Genomic DNA, 14,911 nt, shown 5'->3' on the forward strand with positions numbered 1-14,911 from the left:
AATCTCAAACTTATGAGATGTCTCGTCGTTCTCCCGATAGCTATCGGGAGCGCTCTACTTCGACATGCTCAGCACAAGTGTCGAAATGACAAGTCGCTGTTTTTCAAAATACTATCATCAATTTGTTCTTTTATTTTATGTCGAACTCACGTTAATTATAATTCTACTTCTTAATCAGGCGCTTGATCTGTGTACCGCGTTCATTACTGATCTCTACCAGATAGACCCCATTGTCGTAGCGACTCATATCTATTACTCGGTCGTCACTGCGCTGCTCCTCGAGGATCAATCGGCCATTGACATCATAGATGCGTATCTGGCTGGTTGTGGTCAGCCCCTTGATACTAAAACTACTGCTGGTGGGGTTAGGGTACAATAGGATTTGTTCGCTCTCAAGACTTGTAATGCTCAAGGTACCTACCCCCGCTTCTGAACAGTCATAGGTATCGTTGGTAATCTGTACGCCTGGTGTGTTGGTACAATCCGCCGTGGCCGTTCCACCACAGGCCGTAAAGAACTGGTCCTGGAACACCCCTTCGCTGTAGAAACAGATATCGGCATCGGCATTAATGTCCACATAGCGGATCTTGATATGGAACAACACCTTTGGCGTCGAAGTGATCTGCAGCTCTGGTGCCGTCTCCAAACCTGCCAGCCCAATGTTCTGCTGGAAGGATAGGGACACTCTTGAGGTCGTATTGTCGTTCTGCACAAAGTCCCTATAAGCCGGTGAAAAGGCCCCAAAGCTATAGCCCAAGATACTACCATCCGGTTGACTGTATGCTATGCTGTTATTCGTCGCGACGTTCTCGCCAAAGGCTGCCGTATTGTATTCCAGATACACCTGGCCCGAGCCTATATAAAAGTCCGTGGTTCCCGATATCACGATATCGGCCTCGTAGTAATCATCCATACCATCATTGGTAATCTCTGCATTGGTAAAGGCCACAGTGACATCGCTCGATAAGAGCTCCGCTGCGATTCCGGGTCTGCCAAACTGCTCGCCGCGCCCGATATTGGGATTGATCAATGCGTTGACATCTGTATTCTGGATCTGCGTATTGACATCCATATCCCCGTATTCGTAACCCGAGCCACCGATTAATTGGATCACTGCACTGGCATCCGAATTCTGGATCTGGGCATTGCCATCAAAATCGCCGGTGTACATGCCGTAGAAACCATTGGGCAACAATAGGACTGAATTGGTTCCACCTTCTACAACAGCCGGATCGGATGTTAAATCCAAAAGGCTTGTTGATGTGTTCAAGGTTTGTGCTGCTGCCGTAATGACACCGATATGGTTACGGTGATTAATCACCACATAATATCTATCTTCGGATTGGGCAAAGGCCAAGGGTGATATCCCATCTACCCCTACCACATCGCCATCGCGCTGTAAAAGGGCCGATTGGCCATCGATGACCATACTGTTATCGGTCTGATCACGAAGTTCTACCCAGACCCAATCCACAATGGCATCGGAACCGCTTGTAATCAATACGGAGGCATCGATAATTGATCCATCGCTATAAGGTGAGCTTAATGGGAACATACCATTGACCCTAAGATCGTCGCGCATTAAACTCTCCTCGCCACTGATCGGATTAATGGAGGCTCCTTGTAAATACACTTTTGGCGCTACCAAAATATCGGTTGGACAAGTCGGATCGAGACCATTATCTGTAATGCTCCAGCCATAAGTATCAATAAGTTCTTGTCTTTTAGCTTCTGCAGCACAGTACTGACTGTCTCCTCCGCTAAAATTAATATTTGAAGGTATAAGTGTTTCTCCAGCCGCTGTGTCTAAGGTGGCCCAACCGATCAAGAGGTTATCGTAATTGGCATTAGATAATCCAGAATCTGTAAACATAAAAGAAGCAGTGCTTAAGCCTTCTATATTCCAATTACTCAAGTCTTGATCGAAATCTTCAGCACCATTAAACATGCTACCCATATGACTGACAGAAGAAACATCCCAATTGCTCAAATCCTGATTAAAAGCTAAGGCATCGCTAAACATATTGCGCATTATTAATACTCCGCTTACATTCCAGATACCAATAGGTTGGTTAAAGTCAGCAGCTCCTCTAAACATGTTGAACATTCTATATACGTTACTGGTATTCCATCCGCTGATATCTTGATTAAAAGCTTCTGCACCTGAAAACATACTGAGCATGTCGGTGACAGCATTGGTATTCCAACTTGTAATATTTCCGTTAAAATTTGTAGCGTCAGCGAACAACGCAGCCATTATTTCAACCGAAGAGACATCCCAGTTATTTAAATCCTGATTAAAAGCTTCTGCACCTGAAAACATACCACCCATATGGGTTACGTTTTCCGTGTTCCAATTCCCAATAGGTTGATTAAATATCGAAGCAGAATCAAACATATTTGTCATAAATTGAACGCTAGAAACATTCCAATTGCTAATGTTTATATTGAATTGGGAAGCAGAAGCAAAGAGTTGTATCATATCTTCTACATTGGCAACGTTCCAATCATCAAAGGCTGTAGTTCCGATTAACGAGGTACACCCTCTAAACATTTTTTGCATTGAGGTTACATTGGTAAGGTCTGGTGAATCCATGGCAGTGACATCTAAATTGGTACAGCCTAAAAACGCAGACTCCATGCTGCTCCATTGGATATTACCCCACTGTACCACTTCAGTTATTTTTTGACGATCTCCGAAGCTATTATTGAACTGGATTCTTGGAAAAGTACCAAAAATCTTAACCGTGACCTCTCCAGCAGTCGCATAGGTATGTGACGGAGATGCATCTGTAGTAATTCTTTCGATAGTACCATCTCCCCAATCAACAACATAATCATAAGTTTCCCCAGAGGACGTGGGTATACTTATGGTTTTGTCGTTCGAAGTGCCCGGATTATCCGTTTGCCAAGTCGTCATAAAAGCTATTGAATTATCTGTTCTTAAGGAGACATCATTACCATCACCACCTTCATAGTCTATTAAGCCTGCAAAATTACCTAGTATAAATGTTGCGCCTTGTGGTAATCCGTGAAAGGTCCCTATAATAGGGTCTGTCCCATCATTTTGGATAAGTACAATCTCTTGCATGCCATCCGTAATGGTAGGATCGCCCGTTGGTTCAAATTTTACATTGTCCAATTCTAAGGTTCCCGTAAGGTTCAAAACATCATAGCTGACATCGCTCTCAATAAAAGGTTTGAAGATTGGGAAATTATTACTATTGATTGACGTTGTATATAATTTTAAATCGCCATTAATGGTCAAGTTACCAGCAACCGCATCGGTTCCCGGATCTAGGCTTGCCTGAGTAACAATATCGATATTGCCATTGACAATACCATTGCCTTCCAATACCGTCCCAGAAGATTCAAACTCGCCTTTGTTCAGGACATTAACTATAGAACCTGCCGCCACCGTAAAGGACTCAAAAAACATATCCAGCTGACCAAAAGTCTGTTCATGGTTCGGTGTGTCTATTAGTACGGCCGTACTTGTAATCTGTGTCGTCGTTCCCGCAACTGCCGTATATTGGAACGCACCTGTAAAAGTATATGGCGTCGCACCGTACATCCTCAACTTGCCACCGTTATGGTTGATCCGTGCAGGGGAACTGCTATTGGTCGCTGTTTGATTGATACCGCCAGCTAAAAGACTGTCGAAACTAAATGTGAGATTCGTCGATTCTGTCAAGGTAAAGGTATCGGCCGTAAAGTAAATCGCACCGGTATCGATGATGCCTAATTCGACCGCATCCAAGTCCTTGAATAATATGCCACTTGTGCGATGGTCCGTGGTATTCGAGCTCAGTTTATTGATGTTATTGTCAGCAACATCCAAAATGAACCCGCTCGTCTCAAATGAGTTGCCTTCAAGAATCAATTCATTGGTAGTAATTATGCCATCCGAAGCTTGTTGTACAATGTTTCCGCGAATGGTTAAATTTGAATCACCGGCCGTTTGTACGGGCGATGATAACAAAATATCACCGTAGCTGTAGACGTAGTTCATATCCGTAGTAGCTGTTCCAGTGGCCGTAATGGCTGCAAGTGTAAGGCCTTCAATAGCCTTGATATCGATGGTATTTCCCTGCAGGCTTACCGTACCGTCGAACGTACTATTGGGAATCACAATATCTGCATCGCCAGTGATGCTAAAGTCACCTTCTATATCCAAGACTCCTAATTGCGTATAATTGCTTATATCATTGATTATTAATCCATTGCCTGCGCCTGAAAGTGTAAGATCATCTTCGATGGTTATGCCATTATTACCATCACGTCCATTGAATTTAATGCCATTGGTAATGGCACTCATAGGCACTGCTACGACGCTTCCGGTATCACCTTCATAGGACAAGGCACTTCCCAAGAGCTGTACCGAACCATTTAAATTGCTTATGTATAAGGTGTTACCGTCACCTGATATGGACAATGTAATTTGATCATCATCGGTAATGGTGTTCCAATCTGAGATGTCCAATTCGCCTTCTTCAAGGTTGATTAAAGTCTCTATGGGATTTTCTACAACAGTAACATCAAATGAGTAGCTCATACTGATATCATTATTACTGATTTCAAAGGTATTGGTCGTCGTCCCTGCTGGAAATTGTGAACCGGAAGGTAATCCAGCTATCTGTATCGCCCCTAAGAATTCGGGACAATCCGCGACAAAGGCACTTACATCATAGTCGTAGGTTGGTAGTGCTCCTCCGCGGTTGAAATATAGTGTGATATCTTCTAAATCGGGATAAGTGACTTGTGGGTTTACACGAACTGTAGTATTACAGGTCATAGAAGTTCCTCCAGAGGTACTTATTTCAAGTGTTATGGGATAATCTCCAATGGTATTACAGCCATTAAACTCTAAGCTACTTAAACCGTTAATGGTACTTGAAGTGTAAGTGCCTTCTACTACATTTACGATATTATCAAAGCCTAGTTCTAAACTACCGTTCTCATCTAAGGTAAAGATCAAGTTATCTTTACAGCTCAGCTGTAAGGGTACTATACCTTTTCCTGTAATATCAAAGCTGTAGCTCGGCATATTTAAATCATTGCTCATGATAGTAATCGTCGTCTGATGCACACCTTCACTTGTCGGTGTAAAGTTCACTTCGAAGGTCGTACTGTCTCCTTCAGAGATACTTGAGCTATGCGTCCCGATCGTAAACAGAGCGTTACTAGTTGTTATGCTGGATATTGTTAAAGCATTTGTACCTGTATTGGATATGGTAAAGGTTTTGCTATTGGTAGTACCAACTTCAGTGTCTTCCATGTAGGTGCTTACAATACCAGTATCTTCATCGCATGCCTCAGCAATATTCACGCGAAAAGCGACATCTCTATCGTTCCATATAAAATGACGTCCTCTAGGATAAAAATCATTAACGTAAAATGTCAGTCCCCAATTGGTCGTCGTTGGATCTGTAATCGCAAATGTATAAGTCTGGTCTTCTTCTAGGTACAGGGTTTCATCAATGGTAATCGTATTAAATGCTCCTAAAGTGCCCGAAAGATTCTTCGTATAGATCAACTCTCCACTTGTGCCTTCGCCACGGTGTATGTTTAGGATGGCGTTCTGCGGAATCTCAAAGCCGTCAAAGGTATCGGGGACAAGCTCAAAATACAGGCTCTCCATCAGTCCCGAACCTTCCGGTGAGAAGGATTGCCACTGCGTATGGTGCCCATTAAATCGATACCAAACAGGATTAATATTTTCTATAAGTTCCGTAATTCCAGAAGTGCAATTGTTAACGTCGATCTCAGGGGCCTTTATATGGACCGTCATCTCGTATTGACAAATTATGGTACCTGCAAACGAGATTAACCCTATGTTTTGGGTATATGACCCTGCCGTGAATGTCTTTTGTTCACCTTCAGCAATACTGCCGTCTGCATTTAAAAATTGGAAATTAAAGTTTTGTATTAATGGTGTCGATGTTCCTGTAAGATTTACTAAATCTTGGGCATCTACAATAATGGTACTATTAGTCGTAAGGGATATCTCTGTTTCATCGCGCCATTCAAATTCTGGAAATACAAAGGTTTTTTGAGACAGTGACACATCATTATAGGTCACAAATATAGTGGTCTTCACTCCCTTTTCTATATTGCCATTTGCATAATCGTTATAGACCCAATTGTTAGTGTCATGCCTGTAAATGGCATAGGTAAGATTTGAATTACAACTATAATCTAAGGATTGCGGATCGGTCATAAAATTTAACCATACGCTACCAAAGGTAGGATCACAATCATTATCGTAGAGGGTAACAATATCCGTGATTTCAGCTTCGGCCGTAACCGTTAAGGGGCATACTAGTAAGTATTCTATATAACCGTGATCTGGATTTGTAGTCGTTCCATTCTCTGTCATTGATGACGATATTGCGTAGTCCTCATTGATCCAACTACCACCACCGCCGCCAGCATGAAAATTAGTAAGCTTACCGCCACCGCCGCCAGAGTAGCCACCGCCACCACCGCCGGCTGTTCCATTTGAATTAGTTACGGGAGCACCACCGCCGCCAAAACCAAAGGTACCACCGCCACGGCCAAAGCTCCCTACAGGTTCACCAATTTCATGAAAATCGGAGAGCGAATTCAAATAGCCTCTGCCGCCTTTGGCGTAGTCATCATCATTAGAACGTCCATCTTCACCTCCAAACCCATTATTTGCGTTTGTTGCGGTTCCTCGCCCCCAATATCCAGCAGTATCTGCTCGTCCAGGTCGCGCTGTATTTTGACGTGAACCTCCTCCCCCGCCACCAGCTACGGCTAAAATGACCCATCTACTTTCACCAGGGACTGCAAAAGGTCTTCGAAATGCCAAACCAGTACCTCCAGCGCCTTTCCAATCTTCATCCCCTTTTTGTCCGAGAATCATTCGAATGGTACTCCCTACGGGGATCTCATTAGGGCCAGAACCTATGCCGACCCGCATCGTAATGGTAACGCCTTCTCCACCACCATTCTGGTCATCCCTGTCACAACCATTATAACTCATACATTCATGCCAAAGCGATCCATCACCGCCTTGTACAGTAAAGTCTATGAATCGGCCTTCCAAGGCTGATGGCACTGTAAAATCCTTAACGGCATCCCATGCTGGATTATCGGTACCTTCGGGATAGGCCACCATTTGGATTTCACCATCATCAATAAAGTCATTGCTTTGTGCTTGGATCGTATTAGCTATTAAGAATAGTACAAAAATCAACGGCACCAAAAGTGTTTTGATATCGTAAGAATATAAACGGATGGTTTTAATGCTTTTCATTGGATATTATATATTTAAGTCACGCCCCACAGTCAAAAGTCTCCTGCCTTAATAAGGACAGATTCTAAGGAAATGCCGTATCGAAGATTCTGATCGTTCTGAGTTCGCTAAAAAAAGTGCATAGCATCCCATTAGTTATATGTCAGAATCAAAATAAAAGTGGCATTGCCAAGGGGTTTTTAGATTGTATAACTAGTTCTCTTTTTTTATGGAATGCAAGATATATCGCGACGATAAAGCATAAAATAAGTGCCGCTACGAAGATATTACGTAGTGGCACGTAGTATGTTTTGGATTTATCGATAAAAACCTCCGTAACTCTTCAGTCAAGGAGGTTATTGCCGTTATATCTTACCCCTTTTTTGAATACACAACGGCTTTTTGCTATTAACCAATATCTATGGGTTTTTAAAACCATTAACACTATTAATCATCTGCAAGATATAGCGACTTCAGCCTTCTAAAAATACGTGCCAATACGTAATTTTTGAGTAGTGCTACTTAGAATTTGGATGTATAAAATATCTCATGTCTCGACATGGGATTTCTTTTGTCCATACTTGTTGGGTTTATTTCTTAATCAGTCGCTTGATCTGTCTACCGCGTTCATTACTGATCTCTACCAGATAGACCCCATTATCGTAGCGACTCATATCTATTACTCGGTCGTCACTGCGCTGCTCCTCTAGGATCAATCGGCCATTGACATCATAGATGCGTATCTGGCTGGTTGTGGTCAGCCCCTTGATACTAAAACTACTGCTGGTGGGGTTAGGGTACAATAGGATTTGTTCGCTCTCAAGACTTGTAATGCTCAAGGTACCTACCCCCGCTTCTGAACAGTCATAGGTATCGTTGGTAATCTGTACGCCTGGTGTGTTGGTACAATCCGCCGTGGCCGTTCCACCACAGGCCGTAAAGAACTGGTCCTGGAACACCCCTTCGCTGTAGAAACAGATATCGGCATCGGCATTAATGTCCACATAGCGGATCTTGATATGGAACAACACCTTTGGCGTCGAAGTGATCTGCAGCTCTGGTGCCGTCTCCAAACCTGCCAGCCCAATGTTCTGCTGGAAGGATAGGGACACTCTTGAGGTCGTATTGTCGTTCTGCACAAAGTCCCTATAAGCCGGTGAAAAGGCCCCAAAGCTATAGCCCAAGATACTACCATCCGGTTGACTGTATGCTATGCTGTTATTCGTCGCGACGTTCTCGCCAAAGGCTGCCGTATTGTATTCCAGATACACCTGGCCCGAGCCTATATAAAAGTCCGTGGTTCCCGATATCACGATATCGGCCTCGTAGTAATCGTCCATACCATCATTGGTAATCTCTGCATTGGTAAAGGCCACAGTGACATCGCTCGATAAGAGCTCCGCTGCGATTCCAGGTCTGCCAAACTGCTCGCCACGCCCGATATTGGGATTGATCAATGCGTTGACATCTGTATTCTGGATCTGCGTATTGACGTCCATATCCCCATATTCGTAACCCGAGCCACCGATTAATTGGATCACCGCACTGGCATCCGAATTCTGGATCTGGGCATTGCCATCGAAGTCACCCGTGTACATACCGTAGAAACCATTGGGCAACAATAGGACTGAATTGGTTCCACCTTCTACAATGGCCGGATTGGATGTTAAATCCAAAAGGCTTGTTGATGTGTTCAAGGTTTGTGGTACTGCCGTAATGACACCGATATGGTTACGGTGATTAATGACTACATAATATCTATCTTCGGATTGGGCAAAAGCCAAGGGCGATATCCCATCTACCCCAACCACATCGCCATCGCGCTGTAACAGGGCCGATTGGCTATCGATGACCATACTGTTATCGGTTTGATCACGAAGTTCTACCCAGACCCAATCCACAATGGCATCTTGACCCGTTGTATCAAACACGGAAGCATCTACTGTGGCACCATCTCCGTATGGAGAGACCGTTGGCAATAGTCCTGCTACACGCAAATCATCACGCATTAATGTCTCTTCACTTAAATTTGGATTTAAAGCAGCACCTTGGAGATAGACTTTAGGAGCTACTACAATATCTGTAGCACAATTAAGCCCTCCATCGGTAATGGTCCAATTCAATCCAGTAGGATCGGTTAAGGTGTTTCTTGCCGTTTCACCGAGACAATATTGGCTGTCTCCTCCACCAAAATTAATATTTGAAGGTATCAGTGTTTCTCCAGCCGCTGTGTCTAAGGTGGCCCAACCGATTAAGAGATTATCGTAATTGGCATTAGATAATCCAGAATCTGTAAACATAGAAGAAGCAGTGCCTAAGCTTTCTATATTCCAATTACTTAGATCTTGATCGAAATCTTCAGCACCATTAAACATGCTACCCATATGACTTACAGAAGAAACATCCCAATTGCTCAAATCCTGATTAAAAGCTAAGGCACCACTAAACATATTACGCATTGAAGATACGCCGCTTACATTCCAGATACCAATAGGTTGGTTAAAGTCTTCCGCTCCTCTAAACATGTTGAACATCCTATATACGTTACCGGTATCCCATCCGCTGATATCTCGATTAAAAGCTTGTGCACCTGAAAACATACTGAGCATATCGGTGGCGGCATTGGTGTTCCAACTTGTAATATCCCCGTTAAAATTTGTAGCGTTAGCGAACAACGCAGCCATTATTTCAACTGAAGAGACATCCCAATTATTTAAATCTTGATTAAAAGCTTGTGCACCTGAAAACATACCACCCATATGGGTTACGTTTCCCGTGTTCCAATTCCCAATAGGCTGATTAAATATCAAAGCAGAATCAAACATATTTGTCATAAATTGAACGCTGGAAACATTCCAATTGCTAATGTTTATATTGAATTGGGAAGCAGTAGCAAAGAGTTGTATCATATTTTCTACATTGGTAACGTTCCAATCATTAAAAGCTGTAGTTCCGACTAACGAGGTGCATCCTCTAAACATTTTTTGCATTGAGGTTACATTGGTAAGATCTGGTGAATCCATGGCAGTGACATCTAAATTTGAACATCCGAAAAATGCGGATTCCATGGAACTCCATACGCTAGGTCCCCATTCCATTACTGAGCGTATTTTTTCTTTATCACCTGAATTATTGAAGTAAATACGCGGAAAATCTCCTGTAATTAAAACCGTATAGACTGCCGGGTAATTATATTCATGAGTAGCATCTCCTGTAAGACCTGTTTCTATAGTTCCGTCTCCCCAATTTACACTATAGTTATAACCTTCTCCTGTTGTTGGGATGGTGATCGTTTCAAATGTACCAGAAGTCTCAAAAGTCATCACAAAAGCAGTATCAATAGGATTTACATTGACTGCTGAAGTACAACTGTGTTCGGTTCCATTTTCATCAGTTAGGGATATCGTAACATCTACCGAATATGGAGTTTCTGCCCAATCAAAAGTCGTTTGACTCAATGTGAGATCCATTATGTCATAACAAGCAAGTTCAGTAAATTCATCTGCGTTAAATAATATATTGTAGATATCACCATCGGTTAAGGTATATTGTCCTTGTACATTGGTCACATCAATATCAATAGGGGCACATGCAATACTGACTTCACGTGTATTAATGACGTGCACAACAAAATTATGCACATAGGTATTCCCACTTTGATCTTCAATGGTCCAGGAAGAAGGAACCGATGTTCCTATTTGGTCACATGTAAAAGAAGTGGGACCTGTAAATCCTTGACTCTGTATACTACAATTATCAGAAGAAGGAGAGGAGAACGCCGAGGAGTATGAAGTAATCGATCCACCAAAACGGAGATCTACAGTGATTTCGTCATAAATATCCGTATCAAACGTAGGGGCTATGTCATCAATGACCGTTACGGTAGCTTCACAAGAACTCGTTTGAAGACCATCTGAAGACGTCATGGTTAAGGTTACCAAGTTATCTCCTAAGTTGTCACATGTAAAGGTGTCCTGTGAAATGGCAAACGTAGGTGGTGCACAGCCAATGGCTATGCTTCCATTTTCTATTTCACTTGGATCTAGTAGATACATTCCATTGTCATCGAGTGCCACAGTAATGTTTTGGCATTGTGCTGTAAATTCTCCATTTTCCGTAACAATAAGTGTGACTTCACACGAATCTGAATTCCCACTGGCACTGGTGACCGTGAAAGTCACCTGTTGTTCACCCACATCATCACAAGTTAATGTTTCAATATCTGCAGAAAATGTAAGATCACCACATTGATCATTACTATAACTACCATTATCTAATTCAGCTGGATCGAGGATAGCCGTACCATTTTGAAGCGCCAACGTGTAGGTGTCTTTACAAATGGCCACGGGTATGCTACTATCAATAACAGTGACCATAGTGGTACACTCTGATGTATTCCCAACAAGATCAGTCATGACGAGTGTAAGGGGTCTGGTCTGCCCCAAATCGTCACAATTAAAAGAGGTGTCGGTACCAAATGCAAAACGTATCGTGCCTTCATCTTCACAAAAGAAGGAAGAATTATCATTGATATCATCTATTGAAAGCGACTTGTACGATTGTCCTTCCAAATCCAGTTCAAAATCAGGTACACAATTGGCAGTAGGGCCTTCATAGGGCAAGACCGTAACATAGGTCGTACAATAATCCCAAGCACCATTCTCAGCGGTTACCGTTAAAATAACAGGTGTCTCTCTCCCTACATCACCACAGTGGAAAATAGTCCGTTGCGCATCCAATTCCAAGACATAATCGCAGGTTGGGTGATAAGAACCAGCGTCCATGGCTTGCGCAAAGTCCGGATCGATATAGAGGCCATCAGGACCCAAAGTAACGGTAATATTTTCTTCGCACACGGCTACAGGACGCTCATTCGTAACGCCCGCCGTGAAATCGTATTCCAGGACATCACCGGTACCCAAATTGGTAACGGTCAATGTGTAATCCCCAGCTCTTATGGAACGGAAAATACCATCACCCAGATAACTCCATCCGTTCATTGGTTCCAGTCTCCAATCCAACTCCATATCACAGTGTCCCGTATCCAGAAGTGAATAGTTAAACTGGATACGTCCCTGGTCTCCGGGAGTGCATAAAGGATTGATATAGTCAAAACCCGTTACATTTATAGTACATTCGTGCTGTACTTCGATATATCCATGCTCGGTGTTGTTATCATGGCTGCCCGCAGTAATGTTTACACCTGAAGTATATAACGGGTTGGCAAAGCTGCCGCCACCGCCGCCATTATCAAATTCGGTTCCGCCGCCACCACCGGAATAGCCGCCTCCGCCGCCCGCGCCTTCATCTGATGAGCCGCCACCGCCAAAGCCCCAGCCTCCTGCATAATCCTCTTCGGTACCTCCTGCTCCCCCTGCGGGGTATCCTAACTTGCCTCCCATGTGATGGGAAGATGGGCTCGTGCTATTATCTCCTGTGCCATTTGAAAAGGCACCGCCGCCGCCGCCTGAGAAATCTACCCAATCGGCAACACCGCTACCAGCCCCATTACCTCCAGCGCCATTGGAACCAGCAGCTCCTGCACTGGAACCACCTCCATTTCCTCCAAAAGTTGTAGCGCGTCCACCTTGTCCGTGTTGTCTATCGACACAGTCAAAAAAATGGCCCTGATAGGCACCACCGCCACCGCCAGCTACAGCAATAATTTGCCATGTCGAGTCTATATTTGCCAATACAGCGGTACCACCACCGCCACTTCCGGTAGAGCCTGCAAAGCAACCTGATCTAATTTCATCTGTTCCTTTACCGCCAACAATAAATCGTAGCGTTGTACCTGGTGGTATTTGACCAACACTCGTATTAGAACCAATGGTTATCGTAGCTTCCGTAATAGCTCCATTTCCTCCTCCTGCTCTACAACCACATACTTCTGCACGACCACCATCACCGCCCTTTATTTTAAATGTGAGTTGTGAGCCTTCTTGGGCGTTGGCATCCACGGTGTAACTCTGTAAACCTCCTGTATAATCGAAAACTTGTTGTCCCCAAACTGAAGTCGAGAAACAACATATTAAAGCAATACATGTTAATTTGAGTTCAAATGCATAAATGCATTTGTTTATAAATTTCTTAATTGGGATAATACAAGACATAACAATATAATTTTGATGCTTTTAGTATGTATTAGCGCTCATAGCCAATACGCAATCACAAAATTATATTGATAAAAGATGGTATAAAATACGTACCAGCCCGTACATATTTCGTAGCAGTACGCATAATATAGTTCTATAATTGAATCAGTATAAAATGTTATAAGCATATCAGATCCGAAAGGTTTTAAAAACCTTTCGGGTCTATTAAGCAAAAGCATGATCATAGCAGGGAGGTGTACTGCAGGCCTTAGCTATTTAACTTTTTTAGCTTTTATTTTTATATCTCCTTAATACGGGATGGGATAGGTGACAAAATACGAAGACTATTGTCAAGGACAAGCGTATTTAAACTATATGAAGATTGTAGACCTGACGTTATGGTCATTTTAAGACCTAAAACTTGCATTAATGGCTCTTTATATGACGGATCTTTAAAGTATTGCTTTCGCGCTGTACCAAGGCCAAAATTTTCAGCAATGCCGTTTCATCGCTTAAGTCCACTTTGGCGAGTACATTTCTATTGGTTTTTAGTGACGAGTCGCTGTCAGCGCCCAAAATTATAAATTTAGAAGGGATGCCTTTAAACCTTGCAGCATTACTGATATCCCAAGCATTTAGACCTTTTAAATCCTTATCCAAAAGACAGACTTTACAATTATGACGGATGATATGTTCTAAAGCGTCGAATCCGTAATCAGTCGTATATATTTGGCTAAGACCTATACTTTCGAGGGATTTCACTAAACGATGCATCTGTTTTTCACTACTATGTGCAATGAGAACTTTCAAAAAATAATTCGTTTTAGTTACAATATGCAAATTATATGTTATGCACGTCTAATAAAATAAGAAGCGGTACGTATTTTTTAAGTATTACTACTTAGGTTATTGCGACAAAATAGTACTTCGATTCATCAGGGCCCAATTCGTTAAGACGTTATTCTCTTTTTTCAGTCCCAATTTGTCAATAATATTACTGCGATGCTTTTCTATGGTTCTTATGGACAGTGACAAGGACTCTGCAATCTCCTGATTGGATATTTTCTGGGCAATGAGTTTAAGAATCTTAGTCTCAGAGAGCGTCAATAAGTTGAGCCGTTTCAACTCTTCCGTAGCCTGCATAATGGGTTGCGCATCGATAGATTTACTGAAATACACATTGCCAGCAATGACCTCATTGATACAGCGTTCGATCTCAAAGAAACTATCCTCCTTCAACAAGTAGCCATTAATCTGAAAGGTTTTAGCCTGCACCAAATAATAGGATTCTTTATGGAAGGAGAGTATAATAAATTTGGTTTCCGAACCTTTATCGCGTGCCATTTTAATCACTTCAAACCCGTTGAGCACGGGCATGTCAATGTCTAATAGCGCTATAGTCGGTTTTAGTTTTAAAACAATTTCCAAGGCCTGTATGCCATTATCGGCCTGGCCTATAATGGTATAACCGCTTCCCGTTAGCTCATCATGTAAACCTTTTAGTAACATCGGGTGGTCGTCAGCCACAATAATCGTAATCTGTTCTTTATTCATA

General features: G+C 42.7%; 4 protein-coding genes. All 4 read right to left on the minus strand.

The genetic code is table 11. The features are described 5' to 3' along the window. Positions 1-163: 163 nt before the first annotated feature. Positions 164-7,282 (minus strand): BspA family leucine-rich repeat surface protein, encoded by a 7,119-nt coding sequence (locus ACO052_RS19270; protein WP_422105431.1) that lies wholly within the window; start codon positions 7,280-7,282, stop codon positions 164-166. Positions 7,283-7,851: 569 nt separating this feature from the next. Further along, positions 7,852-13,374, minus strand: coding sequence for a BspA family leucine-rich repeat surface protein (locus ACO052_RS19275; protein WP_422105432.1), 5,523 nt, complete (start codon positions 13,372-13,374; stop codon positions 7,852-7,854). Positions 13,375-13,782: 408 nt separating this feature from the next. Next, positions 13,783-14,166 carry a hypothetical protein gene (locus ACO052_RS19280; RefSeq protein WP_422105433.1) on the minus strand — a complete coding sequence of 128 codons (384 nt, stop codon included), beginning with the start codon at positions 14,164-14,166 and terminating at the stop codon, positions 13,783-13,785. A 96-nt stretch (positions 14,167-14,262) separates the two neighbouring features. Continuing rightward, a complete protein-coding gene (locus tag ACO052_RS19285; RefSeq protein ID WP_422105434.1) occupies positions 14,263-14,910 on the minus strand; it encodes a response regulator in 648 nt (215 codons plus the stop codon). Between the last annotated feature and the right edge of the window lies 1 nt (position 14,911).

The sequence above is a fragment of the Winogradskyella sp. genome, assembly GCF_965228925.1.
Taxonomy (GTDB): Bacteria; Bacteroidota; Bacteroidia; order Flavobacteriales; family Flavobacteriaceae; genus Winogradskyella.

What these genes read in the sequence shown, in the direction of transcription:
- ACO052_RS19275 (WP_422105432.1), bottom strand. Translation starts at nt 13,374, where the DNA reads ATGTCTTGTATTATCCCAATTAAGAAATTTATAAACAAATGCATTTAT.
- ACO052_RS19285 (WP_422105434.1), bottom strand. Translation starts at nt 14,910, where the DNA reads ATGAATAAAGAACAGATTACGATTATTGTGGCTGACGACCACCCGATG.
- ACO052_RS19270 (WP_422105431.1), bottom strand. Translation starts at nt 7,282, where the DNA reads ATGAAAAGCATTAAAACCATCCGTTTATATTCTTACGATATCAAAACA.